The organism is Citrobacter sp. Cpo100, from assembly GCF_030332595.1.
Lineage (GTDB): Bacteria > Pseudomonadota > Gammaproteobacteria > Enterobacterales > Enterobacteriaceae > Citrobacter > Citrobacter portucalensis.
Genome location: NZ_JAOWHM010000037.1, coordinates 483,907 through 500,326 on the forward strand (window position 1 = coordinate 483,907; position 16,420 = coordinate 500,326).

Below are 16,420 nucleotides of genomic sequence, written 5' to 3' on the forward strand. Positions count from 1 at the left end.
TCTCCTTATACGATCAATGAACTATTGCCGTTGTTACTGGCAAGGGTAGTGGGCATTTCCAGATAAAAGTCACCAATATTCACGGTGGTTGAGTTGACGCCCACCAATGTGATGGTATCTGTACCGATAGTCACAATGGTGTTGCCATTGTTTCCGGTGATAGACACGCTGCTGGCAAAATTACCCGCGTTGATACCTAACAAGACGAGATCAAGGAAGTCCTGCCCGCCGTTGGGGTTACTGTCAAAACCGGTAATTCGGTCCTGCCCAAAGTTGGCGCCAAAGGCAAAGATATCGCTCCCGGCACCACCGTCCAGAATGTCGTTACCTTCCTGACCATTAAGAATATCGTCCCCGCTACCGCCGGAAAGGGTATCCGCGCCCGCACCGCCAATCATGACGTCGTTGCCAACTCCACCTTGCAGATTATCAGCGCCATCTCCGCCATCGAGGAAGTCATTCCCGATACCACCAAACAACTGGTCGTTACCGCCCATGCCGAACAGATAGTCGTTACCGGTCCCTCCCGTAATGGTGTTCGCAATGGCATTACCGGTACCGATAAAACTACCACTGCCGGTAAATACCAGTTCTTCCACGTTATCGGTGAGGTCGTAGCTGCTGAGGTTGGTTCGGACAACGTCCGTGCCACCATTCACACCTTCGATAACTACATCACCGAAATCATCAACAATGTAGGTATCATCGCCCGTGCCGCCGGTCATACTGTCGGCACCAAGCCCGCCATCAAGCGTGTCATTACCGGCATCACCTTGCAGAATATCTTGCCCCGCCTGACCAGAGAGGTTGTCGTTTCCCGCACCGCCAATGAGAAGATCGTCACCTGCACCGCCGAGTAAGGTGTCATTACCGCCTTCACCGCGTAGGATATCGCTCCAGGCAGTACCGACGAGGGTGTTAGCCCCGTTGGTACCCACAATCAGATCGCCCACGGGCTGGGTGGTGGTCGACGTCAGGACAACAGGGGGGTTGCCTTCATCGTCGACGACGGTAACGACCACCTGCAACGTTCTGCCAACCATAGCCTGGCCCGGCGTATAGGTGGCGGAAGTCGCACCGTTAATGTTGACGAATCCGGTTGGCGAACTCATTCTCCATTGATAAGTGAAATTACCGCCGCTCAGACCATCGGCGTCAGCAATGCCTGAAACCACCGCGGTCAGCGTCAGGCTTTCAGTTGGGGTGAGGTCGTTAATTACCGGCACACCAGTCGTGGCCTGATTTCGCGGTAGGATCGCCTGAGTTTGTGCCGACACCAGGGTTTCAGCGTCACCCATGCGGTCGTTAAAGCTGGCTACCACACGCAGCGGTGCGCCCTGAATAGCACCAGGCACTCTGAACTCAACGCCGGTTGCCTGATCTCGCCATTGGCCGTTGACGAATGCCTGCCAGGTCATGGTGATGGCCACATCCGCCGCAAGCCCGTTACCATCCAGCAAGTTCGCCACGTTGACGCGCAGCAGGTCGCCCACCGAAGGGTTAGGGTTACTGATGGTAAGATCGCCCGTCGCTTGTTGCCCCGTCACCCACAGCTGCTTCCCATCGCCAAACTCCAGTTTTTCGATGTTCAACAGACGATCGATGCCATCATTCAGGTTCAGCGCGGCATCCGGCGTGGCGTGATCGACGCGCAGGCTACCGTCTGCCATACGGGTAAAGACATAGTTGCTGCTGACATCACGGTACACCGCGACGTCAGTTTCCGTGCCGTTACCTTCATGCAGGATTTCTCGCACAATCGACAGTTGATTCGGTTTCAGCGTGCCGGCCAGCATGTACGATTTCAGTTCAGCCATACCTTCGGCGCTGGTGAGCCCTGCCATACCCGTAACGGCAATACGCACGTTGAGCCATGCATCACCATCAATGATATCGTTACCGGCTTTACCCATAATGCGGTCGCTACCGCCACCGCCGAGTAAAATATCGCTACCATCATCAGGATTCAGGAGCACCGCGTCCGGATTTGTAGAACGCTCTACGCCGAGAATAGCCTGTAAACCGGTGATCCGATCCGCACCTTCCTGGGTCAGGTTGTTAGAGAGGGGAACGCCCTGAACAGGCGCAGTACCTATCGGCTGTTCTGTCCCGGTCAGGATATCGTCGTATTTCCAGCCCGACAGCCCTTCAACAAGATCAAAACGGTCGCGTAGAATAAACTCCTGCTGGTTGACGAAAATAGGGATCCCAAGGTCAGAGTTAGCGCCATTTGGGTCGCCTTTATGGATAGCCCAGTCGAAACCGGCCATGCCATTATTGCGCTGGATCCCCGCGCCCTGAACCATGATGTCGTCACCGGCTTCGCCATCGTAGTCGGTGTCGTTACCCTGACCGTTGAGGACATCGTGACCGATAATGGTACTGTTGAAGAACAACTCGGAGTTGTCACCCGCCAGCGTGTCAAACCCGTCACCGCCTTCCAGCCAGTCATCGCCTTCGTTGCCCATCAGGAAATCACCACCTGAGCCGCCAAGCGCAAAGTCGTTATCTTGACCCGAGAAGACCTCCTGTGCATCTTCGCCGACCACCACGAAGTCGCTACCACTGCCACCAAAGACCAGATCGTTTCCGTTACCGGAGAAGATAACGTCATGTCCGGCATCACCGTGCAGGAAGTCCGCATCACCAACAGGCGTACCGGTATCGGTAATAATGTCATCACCGTCACCGCCATGGACCACGTCTGCTTCGTCGCCGCCGTCCAGTCGGTCATCTCCGCCATCACCCCACAGACTGTCGATCCCTTTACCGCCGATTAACGTATCATTGCCTGCCGTCCCTCCAAGCACCACATGCCCATCGCCGGTATATTTCAGATACCCGCCATCGGCAAAACTATCGCCGTCAACATCCACACCTGGGTCGCGACGCACCAACAACGGCGAGAGCAGATCCTTCAGCGGATTACCCCATTTCGGGTCGATTTCCGTTTGCAGCACGCGGTTCACTTCAAAAATATGGTCCGGTGTCTGGAACAGATTTGCGGGCAGGTGGGAGGATCCCTCATCACCAAGATCGCTGTTACGCATTACTAGTGCGGAAAACGAGTTGGCCTCCAGTTCATTGAGTAAGTTCAATCCCTGAACGCGGCTCAGATAGTAGAAACGATCGCCGTCCTGAAGCATTTCCATTTGTGTTTCAAAGACGAAGTTGAAGGTTGAGCCGAGCATGCCGCCAAATTCATTTTTGCGCTCTGCCAGCCCGCCAATCCAGAAATCGACCATATTCAGGCCGGTCTCTTTGGTTGCCCACGCTCCGGTACTGTTAAAGAAATCCATCGCATCCGCAGGCGGGGCATTGTTAGCATCACCAAACAACAGGAAGTTTACCGCTGCACGCTTACCTTCAAGGCTGGTGGCATTGAGGATCAGCTCATGCTGACCATAGGCGGCCATAAAGTTAATGATTGAAGCGGGATTTTTCAGGTAGGTAGTGAAGTCAGCCCAACTGGTATAAGGCTTCAGTTGACTATCACCGCTTAATGCAAAAAACTGCTCGCGGGCCTGGTTCAGCGTCGGCATTGCGGTGTCACGGCCACGGGCTATATTAAGCGCGCCTAAATCGAGGGGCAGGCCGATGAGATTATTACGCAGAGCATCGGTAATAAATTCATCAATTTCGTTACCCACCTGACGCGTCATACCACGCACAATTGCGCCAATAGCCTGATCGTCCGTGACGGTGGCCCCGTTGATTTGATTAAATGCTACCGGATTCAGGAATGCTGAAATCAGGTCAATATCGCCGCTTTGCATATCAATGTCGGTGCGCGCCACGGTTTCTGTCAGCATTGAATGCCCAAAACGGTAAACCACATGCGCAAACTCGGCAAAGATCATCGGGTTTATATCCGCCGTGTTGGAGAAAACAAACGGATCGACGGCGGGTTGTACGGTACGGGCAAACTCCTCGAATACGAGGTGCTGATATTGCATTTCCGTGGAGAAGCGGCCTGCCTGGAATAGGTACTCACCGTTCCATACCAGCGTACTGGTATCGGCAGGTAATTCCGTGATTTGATGATTGGGCATCAACCACTGATTAATGAGGTCGATATCACCGGTTTCCAGCAGTGTTGTTTTATATTGCTCAACCAGACGGTTATGCTCGCTGTGAAAAACGGCGTGCACCGCGGTTAAACCTATATTTTCGTTCCCACGCCCGTCACCGGTAATAAAGTGACGATCGAGCAGTTCGTTATCATAGGTTCCTGCCGGTTGCGCTCCTTCGCCCCCAATCGCAGTGTCATCATCTGCCAGCAGACCCGCTTTTGGCGCGGCAGTATGCGCAATATCATCAAGAAACGCATGGCCGGTGCGGAATGTTCCCTCAGGCAACAGACCGCCGTTGGCTTCAACCAGTCCGCCGGTGGTAACAATCTGTACCTTTCCATTTTCACTTAAAATCAAATTACCATAGCGATCCGTCGCCAGCAGGGGAACATTAAACACATCCTGATCGGTGAGTTTAATGCCAAGCAGGGTTTCAGCCTGGTTTTTAACGTCGGCCCAGGTCGCCAGTCCACCGTTCGCACCGCCTAATAAATTCCCGGTAGGCTCAGGTTTCCCATCAATAATGACGAATTCGCGGATGAAAATTTGATGTGAAGGATGGGAGGTGTAGGTTTGGTTTTGGTCGATGAAGGGGGTCGTCAGGTTTACTGTCTCTCGATTTTCATCCACCGTAGCCCGGGTTAGTAGCATAAAGTTTGTTGACGACCCTTCCACATATAAAGGGTCATCTGGCTGTAGCGGAATGAAAACGATACCGTTGCCTCCTTTGGGAATCAAATCCAGACCGTGGTCAAAAAACTGGCCAAAGAAGGTCATCCAGCCGTTAAAAGCAGGGGAGAGACCGATATCGGGAGACTGGTTAGGAATGGATAACGTTTCTCCGTCTCCTGTAATAGTCCCCCCGCCGGGAGCATCTTTTAACGCGTTAAATACCTCCAGTGCGGCTGGGTTAGATGCCGTTTGATCGGAAATTAAGTTACTAATAATACGTGGGTCGGCATCAATAACGGTGCCACCAATTTGGATATAACTGGTCATTTGGTCCGCATCTTGCCAGTTTAACGCGGTTAATCTCGGCATTGTCTGGTCGGCAGAGCCATATAACTCCTGACCCGGTAGAAGATTATTCCATGAACCATCTACCGTGCGAAGTCCATAAGGCAATAGCGGACTGGAAACTAATTCTCTAAGCAATTCAGCATTAACGCTGCCATCCGGGTTAGTTGCCGCTTCGGATATTTTGATCTGCTTAAGAATAAAAGCAAGATCGTGCAGAGTGACAGTAAAGTCATATTGTGAGGCCATAAGTCATTACCCCTATCTTTACCTGTATTAGCTATCATCACTCTTTTCTTCCACTTACAAAAATTGACAGAAGAATGAGTCGTATAAGATACCTGATTGTTATTGCATGATTAAAACTCCATATTTAAAAAAATGAAGTATCTACGACTTGATTAGCATTATTCTCCTGAAATTTAGTTAGCACAGTAAGATATGCACCTCACTTATATATTAGGTTTGAGCGGTTGATGATCATCGTGCCCCATTGAAATTAAAGGTATATTCGAGACGCGCAGTTTTGAGAAGACAAGGTCTCCTCAAGGCTGTAAAGGTTTTACTTTTTAAAACGCATATTACAGTTATGTGATGATCATAACTATGGTTTTTCCGTTGACGACTTCACTCATACTTTTTTATGAAAAGATTAAATTTTCATTTCTTTACATTAGAATTCATGTCAAATCACTTATTAAGAAGAGTTCTCATTAAGTCGACTTTTAAGATGTCATTGTGTTGAATTATAAAATTTAATATTGGATGAAATTTAACACGACATCATTCCTGATGCCTGATTATGCTATTAGCATAAATCAATACCGTGTGATAGCTGACCCTACGTTTAGTAAAGAACGACCTCTCCAAACAGGTAATACAATGAAAAAAAATATAATTTTTCTCTCCGGGATGATCTTTTCGTCGGTCGGTCACGCCAGTGCGCTCTATTTCTATGAAATCGGAACGGAGGATACCGCACTGGCTGGTGCAGGGCAGGCCGCTCGTGCTCAGGATGCCTCTACGCTGTTAACGAACCCTGCGGGGATGACTCGTTTACCTGACCATATGGTCACCGGAGGATTACAGGCGATGGGCGGAGATATTCCCTATACGCTGAATAATACGACAGATGGCAGACAAAGCCCCGGTAATGTAATGACGCTTTTCCCCAATGCCAGCATGTTTTATACGCAACGGCTGAGTGATACCGTTTCTGCCGGTTTGGGTTTGTACGGCAACTATGGGTTAGGTATCGACTTCGGCAACTGGGCAGGGGATCGGTTAATTAAACAAAGTACCATGGTTGCGATGACGCTGAGTCCCGCCGTTGCATGGAAACTAAGTGATAAGGTGTCGGTTGGCGCAGCTGCAGGGCTAAACTATGGTTTTCTGTCGCTAAGCAGAGATGTCGATGGCCACGATGAGAAACAAAGCGATCATGACTGGGCGATGAATTACCACCTTGGGTTATTAATGGACATAACTGACAATACTCGGGCGGGTGTAACCTGGACCAGCAAGACTGATTATCATTTCAATATTGACGGGACAGCGCGTTTTCCCAATATACCTAATATTGGATATGATCTGCCGATCTCCACACAAGTCCGTGCTCCGCAGCAGGTGATGTTTAGTCTGGTTCACGATATCAACTGTCAATGGTCAGTGATGGGCGATCTTGGCTGGCAGGACTGGAGTCAGTTTGGCAGCCCGCAGATTACAATAAATGGTCAGCAAAGCGATCGTGATAATCGTCTGAAAGATACATGGCATACAGCGTTGGGCGTGCAATATCATCCCGATGAGCAGTGGCGCATTAATGCCGGTATTGCGTATGACAGTTCACCGTACAAATCGCAAAGTGATGTAGCGCTTTCGATGCCAACCGGCGATGAATGGCGACTTGCCACCGGTGCACAGTACCAGATTACGCCAGCCAGCAATATTGGCGTTGCCGTTGAGTATTTGCACATGCAGTCGTCCAACGTCAAATCTGATATCTTTGCAGGCCAGTATAAGAACCCGTGGTTATGGTTTGCCAGTGTCAACTACAGCTATCAATTCTAGCGCCGTTATTCCCGATTAAATATCTCACGCATTGTTAATAGTCACCATAGCGGATTATCTATCCGACAGTGTCTGGTAACCGTCTGCTGGTGGTCGTATCACACACGCTCGTTTAAATAAAAACAAATTTGTACTTTTATTATTGAGCTATTTATGGTTTTAATATGAATCTGTACTACCTTCATGGAATATAGGTAAAAGCATATTGTTTTCAATCTAAATAATACAGGTTTGATTATGCAAATTTCACCTCCGGTACGCCCAGAACAAAGCATACAACGTTTAATGCAAGCACTTGAACCGATTGCAGAAAAGATGAAGGTTGTGCCGCGGCGGCGTATCATGTGGAAATACAAGAATAAGCCTCAACTCTACCTTTTTTTGCAAGGGGAGCTGTCCATTTTACGTTCTTCTGATGGTCTGTTAATCGTGACCGTCTATGAACCCCATCTGTTCGGTATTGCCGAAATGATCCAACCGGTACACGGCCATTTATTGCGCGCTGAAGCTGAATCAACCTTATTACGCGTCGATGCCGATAAAGCACGAGAACTCTTTCATCAACAAGGCTTGTGGGAAGATGCGGCGGCAGTGCTTTCATATCATACGGGTTATCTCTTTTATCGTGATGATTTAGTCGTACAGCAGCGTACTTATTCAGTGATACGTAACCACCTCGAAGAGATGATTTTGTTGCCGGAAGAGACGCGCAAGCGAGTTTCTATTTTGGATTATATTCAGGATCGGACCCACTTATCGCGCAGCAGTGTTTTAAATGTTGTATCTGCGTTAAAAAAAGGAGGGTATATTGATTTTGAACGCGGAGGGTATCTTACTTCCATCAATAAATTGCCTGAGCGATTTTAAATAAACCCACAAACAAGTTACAAATCGATTATCTAACTTTAATATTCTATTGTAGTAGCATGCCATATATCAATCGTAAAAAAACCTCCTCATCATTCTCTGAGGAGGACTTCTTGTTATTCAATAAGAGAGTTCACGGACTGATTAATGCTTAACAGTCCTGTTTGATTATGCTCCTTATAATAAAAATTGTTCATTTGCTGCATTTGTTCGAGCTTGGTTAAAGAAGCATAAACCTGGTATGCCTGGCTATGAACGTCAAACATCTCTCTTGGCTTAACCTCATGAAGATATTCATTTTTTAACGAACTCACGACGTTTTCAATTTGCTGTTTATTATCCTGATATAAGGACAGGGATGCCGAGTCACTACTTGATTTTGACTCGGGTTGTGCCTGAACAACAGGGATCACCATTTTATTGATCTTAACAACTTTCTCTGGGGGAGAAGTATTACAGCCAGAAAGTATCCCAGTGATGAGAAGTAGATAGAGAGTGCGCATATATAGTGTTCTAAAGACAATGGATGCCAGCCATTATCTTTTTATACAGTCAGGTGTCTACAGCTATTTTGTTTAAATAAAAACAAAAGGAAATTTAAAAATAAATGTCATTGCATTACATTGTTTCAGAAGACCATGTTAGCCTACGAGCATTAGATCATAGAAACCTGATAAATACAGTATTAAGGAAGCTTCTCAGCAATCAGAGCAGCAGGGTTTCTTTCTTCTTGATAATATATTATTAGCGAGGATTTATGAAACTTAATAAACTAGTAAGTTATCTGGCTTTGGCTGGTGTGTGTTCAACATCATTAATATCACTACCTGTATTGGCACAGGAAGGGGCAAAAGATGCGACTGCTCAGACCAAAAGTGCGAATGACGCCTTATATGGTCAATTGCCATTCACTGATAAAACCGATTTTATGAACGCTCATAAAGGTTTTATTGCTCCGCTTCCCAATGAATTGATTAAAGGGAAGCAGGGAAATGTTGTCTGGGACCCTCAGCAATATGCCTTTATCAAAGAGGGCGAAAAAGCCCCCGACACGGTTAATCCAAGCCTGTGGCGTCAGTCGCAGTTGATCAATATTGGCGGCTTGTTCCAGGTCACCGATGGCGTGTATCAAATCCGTAATCTTGATCTCTCGAATATGACAATTATGGAAGGGAAAGAGGGTATTACGGTCATTGATCCGCTTGTCTCGGCAGAAACCGCGAAAGTGGGAATGGACCTTTATTATAAGAATCGCGGTAAAAGACCCGTTGTTGCCGTCATTTATACGCACAGCCATGTTGACCACTACGGTGGCGTCCGCGGCGTGATTGATGAAGCGGATGTGAAGTCCGGTAAAGTGAAGGTATATGCACCGGCTGGTTTTATGAAGGAAGCTGTATCTGAAAATATTATGGCAGGTAACGCCATGAGTCGCCGAGCCAGTTACATGTATGGCAATCTGTTGAAACCGGATGCAAAAGGTCAGGTCGGTGCGGGTCTGGGAACGACAACCTCCGCCGGTACGGTGACGCTGATTGAACCCACTAACTATATTACCCACACCGGGCAGAAAGAAGTTATCGACGGTCTAACCTATGATTTCATGATGGCGCCGGGATCGGAAGCACCTTCTGAAATGCTGTGGTATGTAGAAGAGAAGGGAATGATCGAAGCTGCAGAGGATGTCACCCATACGCTGCATAACACTTATTCATTACGTGGCGCGAAGATCCGCGATCCGCTGGCATGGTCAAAATATATCAATGACGTTATTGGCCGCTGGGGTGGAAAGGCAAACATTATTATTGCTCAGCATCACTGGCCGACCTGGGGTAATGAAAATGTGGTGAAGTTAATGAAAAGTCAGCGTGATATGTACCGTTACATCAACGATCAGACGCTGCGCATGGCTAACCAGGGGCTGACCCGTGACGAAATCGCCGCTAACTTCAAACTGCCGTCTGGCCTGGAAAAATCATGGGCCAGCCGTGGATACTATGGTTCTGTCAGCCATGATGTGAAAGCAACGTATGTCTTTTACCTCGGCTGGTTCAATGGTAATCCGGCAACACTGAATGAATTACCGCCCGTTGATGCCGCGAAGAAATATGTCGATTATATGGGCGGCGCCGATGCAATCATGCAAAAAGCGAAAACGGATTACGCCCAGGGCAATTACCGTTGGGTGGCGCAAGTCACTAACAATATCGTTTTTGCTGATCCGAGCAATAAAGAAGCCCGTAATCTGGAAGCCGATGCCCTTGAACAAATGGGTTACCAGGCTGAGTCCGGTCCATGGCGTAATTTTTATCTGACGGGTGCACAAGAATTACGCAACGGTGTGGTAAAAGGCGCGACACCAAATACCGCCAGCCCGGATACCGTTAAGGCCATGTCACCTGAGATGTTCTTTGATTATCTCGCGGTACATATTAACGGAGAAAAAGCAGCAAATGCGCAGGCAGTCTTCAACGTCGATTTAGGTGCTGACGGCGGTAAATACAAACTGGAACTGGAAAACGGTGTTCTTAACCATAGCGCTGATGCACAGGCCAGCAATGCTGATGCCTCCATTACGCTTAACCGTGCAACGTTGAACAAAATTATTCTCAAGGAAGAATCGCTGCAACAGGCAGAAGAGAAGGGTGATGTACAAATTTCCGGCAATCATGCCAAGCTTGATGAGTTCCTCGGGTATTTAGATAGCTTTGATTTCTGGTTTAACATGGTAACGCCTTAACTTTAGAGCCAAACCATGCCATAACCCGCCAGCACTGGCGGGTTTTTTATTGTTGCTTATCAGAGTATTGAGTTGTAAGAGACTGTATAGCAGTTGCTATACATAAGCCTTATGGTATGCTTGTAAAGCAATTGCTATACAAGAGGCTTAATAATGAAATCAGATGTCCAGCTCAACCTTAGAGCTAAAGAATCCCAACGCGCGCTTATTGATGCGGCCGCAGAGATTCTACATAAATCGCGTACAGACTTTATTCTGGAAATGGCCTGCCAGGCGGCAGAGAACGTTATTCTCGATCGCCGAGTGTTTAATTTTAATGATGAACAATACGCTGAGTTTATCGAGATGCTTGATGCTCCGGTTGCCGAAGATCCCGCTATCAGGAAGCTACTGGCAAGGAAACCACAGTGGGATTTGTAACCGCACCAGAGCCGCTAACTCACATTCATCAATTGGCGGAATTTGTCAGCGGAGAAATTGTTCTCGATGATTGGTTAAAGCAAAAAGGGCTAAAAAATCAGGCTCTCGGCGCAGCCAGGACGTTTGTTGTCTGCAAAACAGACACGCGAAAAGTCGCTGGCTTTTATTCACTGGCCACTGGTAGCGTCAACCACACAGAAGCAACAGGCAATCTTCGGCGTAACATGCCAGATCCAATCCCCGTAATTATCCTTGCCAGATTGGCCGTAGATCTTTCTGTTCGTGGAAAAGGGTTAGGGGCCGATCTGCTTCACGATGCGGTACTGCGGTGTTACAAAGTGGCAGAAAATATTGGCGTGCGTGCCGTTATGGTGCATGCGCTCACAGACGAAGCTAAACGTTTTTATCTTCACCACGGATTCAAAGCATCTCAACTGCAGGAACGAACTCTGTTTCTCAGGCTTTCATGATTGTAATGAGCAGAGGAGGTCAATGGCCAACGTGGGCCACATGGGGACTTAACTGAGTACGTATCAAATTGTATTTAACATAATATACATTATGCGCACTAACGTAGATAAAGGCTGAATCTGATGTTTTATGGTCATCCTTGTGCTGCTCAATAATGACGCCTCAAAACCCTTTCAAGCACAGTTGCCTCAACAGCGCTAACAGTTCTGGATGATGGCTCTCGACTACAGCTGGTTATGCAAATAGCTGTTTTATGTCTTCTACAATTCCACCGCGACTCTCACTTCACTGAACATTAAAACTGATAACTGTAGTTCACACTGGCAAACCACAGATACGGATTATCGTAACTCCCCTGATAAATTGATGGTGACTGTACGTGGGACGACTGCATATGCAGATACGACACAGCAGCACCGATATTGCTTTGTGGTGTAATTTGATATTGCGCTCCGGTAGCAAATCGCCATTCATCACCGGTCGGCAACGTCAGCGCCACATCGCTTTGCGAATTATAGACCGTACTATCAAAAGCTACGCCCGCATTCAAACGCCATTGTTCCGTAGGTCGAAATTGCACACCTAAAGCCGTATGCCACGAATCCTTAAGACGACTGGACTTATCAACTTCTTGCCCGACCACCGTTATTTGCGGCGCGCCGAACTGACTCCAGTCCTGCCAGCCAAGATCGCCCATCACTGACCACTGTTTATTAATGTCATGAACCAGACTTAACATAATCTGCTGTGGAGCACGTACCTGCGCAGAAATAGGCAAATCGTATTCCACGTTCGGTAAGTTCGGGAAACGCGCTTTGCCGTCAATATCAAAATCGTACTCAGTTTTGCTGGTCCAGGCGATACCGGCCCGGGTTTGATCGGTCAGTTCCATCAATAATCCCAGACGATAGCTCATCGCCCAGTCATGATCCTTTTCTTTTTCATCGTTGCCATCAACATTTCGAGTAAGTGACAGAAAACCGTAATTGACGTTAACAGAGCCCCCAACGGAAACCCTGTCACTAAGCTTATAAGCCAGCGATGGACTGAGCGTCATCGCAACCATGGTGCTTTTCTTAATCAGCCGGTCGCCGGACCAATTGCCAAAATCGATCCCCAGACCGTAATTTCCGTATAGCCCAATACCAGCATAAAGATCGTCATTCACCTTCTGGGCATAGAATGCGCTGGCATTTGGAAAGAAGCGCATGATGTCACCGGGGCTTTTACGCCCCGTCTCGTCTTCAAGGGTGTAGGACACATCACCATCCATTGCCTGTAATCCACCGGTGAACATATGATCCGGAAGTCGCGTCATTCCTGCGGGGTTAGTCACGATGGTGGAGGCATCCTGCGCACGCGCTGCCTGCCCCGCCCCTGCCAAAGCCGTATCTTCGGTGCCTATTTCATAAAAATAGAGTGCGCTAGCTTGTGCTAACGGCGAACAAAAAAGACTAAGATAAATCAAGGTCAATTTTTTCATATGCCACCTGCAGAATTTCTTCATTATTGAAGTAGTTAGCGTCTGTAAAAGCGTAGCTCGCAGCATTTAAATTGTCAGGCAAAAGCACAGGATTAAAAGCGTGACTTGTGCATACGTTCGAGCTGAATTTTGTCTGCTTCACTCGCTGTGTCAGCCAGGGACTGAAAACTATCTGGTGCGTAATAAGTTTTCGGTCGCGGAAGCGATTGCATGGAAGTGCCCGGGTAAATTTGTAACTCACCCAGGCGCGCAAGCCGATATCCTTCGATCACGGCGGGAAAAGTCAGTTGCAGTGGCGTGGCGTTCTCGTACGAAACTGGGGTTGGTAACCGGTTATGCTCAAGATTATAGTTACGCTTTAACACCAGAAATTTATCTGGAACCCTACGTTTACTGTTCCACCAGTCACCGTCCAATTCGCGAAACTTACGCTCAGTTTCAGTCCGGGTTGCGACGCCAAGTTGCAGTAAAACCCGCTGCAGTTCGCGATCCACCGCCGCGTTGTAGGCCGCAATGGATTCCACCCTGCCCTGTAAAATCACGTTGATGGCGATACGAGCACCCAGTAGATTTGAATAGAGATCTTCCGGGGAAAATGCAGAAATCTGCTCAGAAAAACCGGGAACAGACTCGAATCCATACCACTGTGCAATTTCGTGCCATTGAGCCAGTTCAAAGGCCAGATTCCCCGCCAACCAGGCGGCCAATGTGTAACGCTGCGCCATTGCTGCAGGAGGTGTGAAACCGTGTAGCTGTATCCGTCTGACGCCCAATTCTTCGCTGTAAAAAAAACGCCACTGTTGACCAAGTTTTGGATAAATACGAGAAAAGAGGTAAAAGGTGTTATCCGCCGTATCGCGAACGTGCGCTATGTCGATAAAACCCCCACGGTGGGTATAAAGCAGTCCGTTTTTTTCCTCACTCAGTCCAACGATATTTTTCACGGCCCCCAACGCACTATCGTTATAGTGATGACGCCCCAGTGAATCTAACGTTAATACATTGCCAATCTGGTAGACAGGGATCGGCACACCTATCGCCCTGACATGAAGATCATAGCCAAACGCGCAGCATGGGCGTAGTGACTCCGGCGGTGCTAAATGGCCGACAACGGGATATGCCTTATGCGCTTGTTTAAGAGTGAGGCCAGGAACTTCCGCGCAGGCAAATCCGGCTACCAGCAGTAAAAACAGAAATCCTTTAGCCATTCAGAATGCCTCCGCAATTTGAAAATAGAATCCTGCACTCTCTCTCCCAAAACCTAAATCCAGGCGGATATTCATGGCGGGCTTCACTTCAAAGCGATAACCGACACCCGCATTAGGTAAGATCGGATGATGTCCCATATCGTCAATGTTTCTGCCTAAAGCTCCTGCGCCCAACCACAACACGTAACCATGTCGCCAGTTGAGTTTTTTTCGATATTCCACCTGCCCACTTACCACATCCTTATCCCGATAACGCCCTTGGTAATACCCCCGCAGACGGCGGTCATCTCCGGCCATTGATAAACGATCCCACGGCACGTCTCCACGAGTGAAACGTCCCCATAAATCGAACGCCAGCACAGTCCTGTCATCAAGTAAAAGGTAACGATCGTATTGAACCTGTGCTGCCGTAAAATGAGTATCTGAACCAAAAGACGGATCAAACCAGGTGTACTCCAGCTTAAAATAGTGTCCATGCTGTGGCCGCGTGACAACGTCACGCGTGTCGTAACTCAGACTTACACTGGGTCCAGACGATAACGGCGATGTCTGCGCATTATTTAGGCTGAACACGTCCCCCTGATGCGGATCGTCAACGTCCGCCTGCATAGAAGAAAAATCCCAACCCGCGCCGAGATAAACGCGTTCAGCGATTTCTCGCATCAATACAGGATGCAAACTCACGGAGTTGTTGGTGTAATCCTGTTCATTACCCTGGGCTGCGTCGTAGCCAATGCCCCAAAAACCCGTTGGCACTTTGTTCACTGAGCCGTCCACAAACAATCGCCAACGGTCGTCGGTAAAAAAGGTATAACTGCTGATCCCCATTCCCAACGCCCCGCTGGCGCTGACATAACCTGTCAAGGAAACAGAAGAGTTCTGAGTTGTTTTATCTGCCGCATCCACCCGGTAGATCCCCGCCACCGCCATGCCAAGACCCAGCTTCAGCTCTGGAGTGTAAAATGGCCCCGGCAACACGCTCCAGTTCACCCCTTTTGCCGGATCGTACTGGTTATCCGCACCCAGCTTCCCGAGGAAAGCGTCAATTGAGGGTTGATCCAATGTTAACGCCTCCGCAGACCAGGTCGTCAGAGCCAATAGCGATGTCAACATGACGCGATAACCGTTCATCAGAAGCGATATTCACCGGCAATAAAGAAGCTATTGCGTTCGTTAAATCCAAACTCCGTCAGGACGTTAAATTGTGGTGTCATTTCAAACTGAGTCCCCAGCAGCATGTTCCACGGAGAAGTCAGATTCTGTTTAACATCAAATCGCCCGTTGCCATCCTGGTTTACGGCCTGGATCAGTGGCTGAAGCTCAGCGGGCATATGCAGATCGGAGAGGCTACCCCTGAACTCCTGCTGCACGTTCTGGTACATACTCCCCACCCAGACGCTCAGATGCGATTCGCCCACCGGCCCCTGAAATTTAAAGCGATATCCAACACGGGGAGACACGGTAAGGGCTGAAATTTTGCCATCCAGAATGTCAAAATCAGTACGGGTATAGTTGGTATCCACCAGGGCAAACCAGTTTTCGTATCCTCCTGCCAAAGTAATACCGGTTCCCCAGGTTGTGCCTTTAAAATCGAGAACAAAATCAATATCCTGTAGCTCACCGCTCTGATAAAGCTGATGCACAGATGATGCGATAATGCGGTCAACACCGGTGTAGCGCGAAGGGTCTGCATCTACTGAAACATTCGATACCGACGATCCGCGTGTGTGCCCTACCAGCCCGTAAATGTTCAAAAACGGGAAGACCCACATGTCCAGACGCAGGTTTTCAGTTTTGCTCTGTTCACGCGTATGGCCGGCATCAATATTGAACATATCGACAGGAATCGGGTGATTGCCAAGCGCCAGTCCGGAAAAACTGATGCTATCGACATCAATATTTTGCCGCATGTTCATATAGCTCAGGTTGATGCCAAACGGTAGCGGAATGGCATATCCCCGCGCCCTGGCCTCCTCGCCCCAAATCGGAAACGTGCTGGCATCAGTTTCAGCTGCGCTGGCCACGCCGGAAACCCACAGCAACGGAACAACCGCGTGGAACCATTTCATTA

11 protein-coding genes are annotated in these 16,420 nt (G+C 48.5%); 5 read left to right on the forward strand and 6 right to left on the reverse strand.

The window, feature by feature from the left end:
* Positions 1-5 precede the first annotated feature (5 nt).
* Positions 6-5,339 (reverse strand): peroxidase family protein, encoded by a 5,334-nt coding sequence (locus OGX96_RS17870; RefSeq protein WP_286583777.1) that lies wholly within the window; start codon positions 5,337-5,339, stop codon positions 6-8.
* A gap of 633 nt (positions 5,340-5,972) precedes the next feature.
* Here OGX96_RS17870 and OGX96_RS17875 point away from each other — a divergent pair.
* Complete coding sequence (locus OGX96_RS17875) at positions 5,973-7,160, forward strand: OmpP1/FadL family transporter (protein ID WP_103285213.1); 1,188 nt, start codon at positions 5,973-5,975, stop codon at positions 7,158-7,160.
* Positions 7,161-7,397: 237 nt separating this feature from the next.
* Entirely contained in the window at positions 7,398-8,027 is a 630-nt protein-coding gene (locus tag OGX96_RS17880) for a winged helix-turn-helix transcriptional regulator (RefSeq protein ID WP_008784772.1), read from the forward strand.
* Positions 8,028-8,143: 116 nt separating this feature from the next.
* Here the strand turns inward: OGX96_RS17880 and OGX96_RS17885 are convergent, their stop codons facing one another.
* The gene (locus tag OGX96_RS17885; protein WP_008784771.1) at positions 8,144-8,530 is read right to left on the reverse strand and encodes a KPN_03583 family lipoprotein; all 387 of its coding nucleotides are present in this window, start codon (positions 8,528-8,530) and stop codon (positions 8,144-8,146) included.
* Between the two features lie 254 nt (positions 8,531-8,784).
* On the opposite strand from OGX96_RS17885, the gene OGX96_RS17890 reads away from it, so the two are divergent.
* The 3 genes from OGX96_RS17890 (at position 8,785) to OGX96_RS17900 (ending at position 11,657) form a co-directional block, all read left to right on the forward strand.
* Positions 8,785-10,767 carry an alkyl/aryl-sulfatase gene (locus OGX96_RS17890; protein WP_198802199.1) on the forward strand — a complete coding sequence of 661 codons (1,983 nt, stop codon included), beginning with the start codon at positions 8,785-8,787 and terminating at the stop codon, positions 10,765-10,767.
* Between the two features lie 153 nt (positions 10,768-10,920).
* The gene (locus OGX96_RS17895; protein ID WP_008784769.1) at positions 10,921-11,187 is read left to right on the forward strand and encodes a type II toxin-antitoxin system TacA family antitoxin; all 267 of its coding nucleotides are present in this window, start codon (positions 10,921-10,923) and stop codon (positions 11,185-11,187) included.
* Complete coding sequence (locus tag OGX96_RS17900; RefSeq protein WP_198802197.1) at positions 11,175-11,657, forward strand: GNAT family N-acetyltransferase; 483 nt, start codon at positions 11,175-11,177, stop codon at positions 11,655-11,657. The genes OGX96_RS17895 and OGX96_RS17900 overlap by 13 nt, the downstream gene beginning before the upstream one ends.
* A gap of 296 nt (positions 11,658-11,953) precedes the next feature.
* Here the strand turns inward: OGX96_RS17900 and OGX96_RS17905 are convergent, their stop codons facing one another.
* The 4 genes from OGX96_RS17905 to OGX96_RS17920 form a co-directional block, all read right to left on the reverse strand.
* Entirely contained in the window at positions 11,954-13,141 is a 1,188-nt protein-coding gene (locus OGX96_RS17905) for an OmpP1/FadL family transporter (RefSeq protein ID WP_060682211.1), read from the reverse strand.
* Positions 13,142-13,233: 92 nt separating this feature from the next.
* Positions 13,234-14,349: a DUF4056 domain-containing protein gene (locus OGX96_RS17910; RefSeq protein WP_079934033.1), complete on the reverse strand. Its 1,116-nt coding sequence runs from the start codon at positions 14,347-14,349 to the stop codon at positions 13,234-13,236.
* Positions 14,350-15,462 (reverse strand): BamA/TamA family outer membrane protein, encoded by a 1,113-nt coding sequence (locus OGX96_RS17915; RefSeq protein ID WP_225280800.1) that lies wholly within the window; start codon positions 15,460-15,462, stop codon positions 14,350-14,352.
* Positions 15,463-15,479: 17 nt separating this feature from the next.
* A complete protein-coding gene (locus OGX96_RS17920; protein WP_008784763.1) occupies positions 15,480-16,418 on the reverse strand; it encodes a hypothetical protein in 939 nt (312 codons plus the stop codon).
* Between the last annotated feature and the right edge of the window lie 2 nt (positions 16,419-16,420).

Coding starts and splice junctions, on each gene's coding strand:
- OGX96_RS17920 (WP_008784763.1), bottom strand. CDS start 16,418: ATGAAATGGTTCCACGCGGTTGTTCCGTTGCTGTGGGTTTCCGGCGTG.
- OGX96_RS17880 (WP_008784772.1), top strand. CDS start 7,398: ATGCAAATTTCACCTCCGGTACGCCCAGAACAAAGCATACAACGTTTA.
- OGX96_RS17870 (WP_286583777.1), bottom strand. CDS start 5,339: ATGGCCTCACAATATGACTTTACTGTCACTCTGCACGATCTTGCTTTT.
- OGX96_RS17890 (WP_198802199.1), top strand. CDS start 8,785: ATGAAACTTAATAAACTAGTAAGTTATCTGGCTTTGGCTGGTGTGTGT.
- OGX96_RS17915 (WP_225280800.1), bottom strand. CDS start 15,462: ATGTTGACATCGCTATTGGCTCTGACGACCTGGTCTGCGGAGGCGTTA.
- OGX96_RS17910 (WP_079934033.1), bottom strand. CDS start 14,349: ATGGCTAAAGGATTTCTGTTTTTACTGCTGGTAGCCGGATTTGCCTGC.
- OGX96_RS17895 (WP_008784769.1), top strand. CDS start 10,921: ATGAAATCAGATGTCCAGCTCAACCTTAGAGCTAAAGAATCCCAACGC.
- OGX96_RS17875 (WP_103285213.1), top strand. CDS start 5,973: ATGAAAAAAAATATAATTTTTCTCTCCGGGATGATCTTTTCGTCGGTC.
- OGX96_RS17885 (WP_008784771.1), bottom strand. CDS start 8,530: ATGCGCACTCTCTATCTACTTCTCATCACTGGGATACTTTCTGGCTGT.
- OGX96_RS17905 (WP_060682211.1), bottom strand. CDS start 13,141: ATGAAAAAATTGACCTTGATTTATCTTAGTCTTTTTTGTTCGCCGTTA.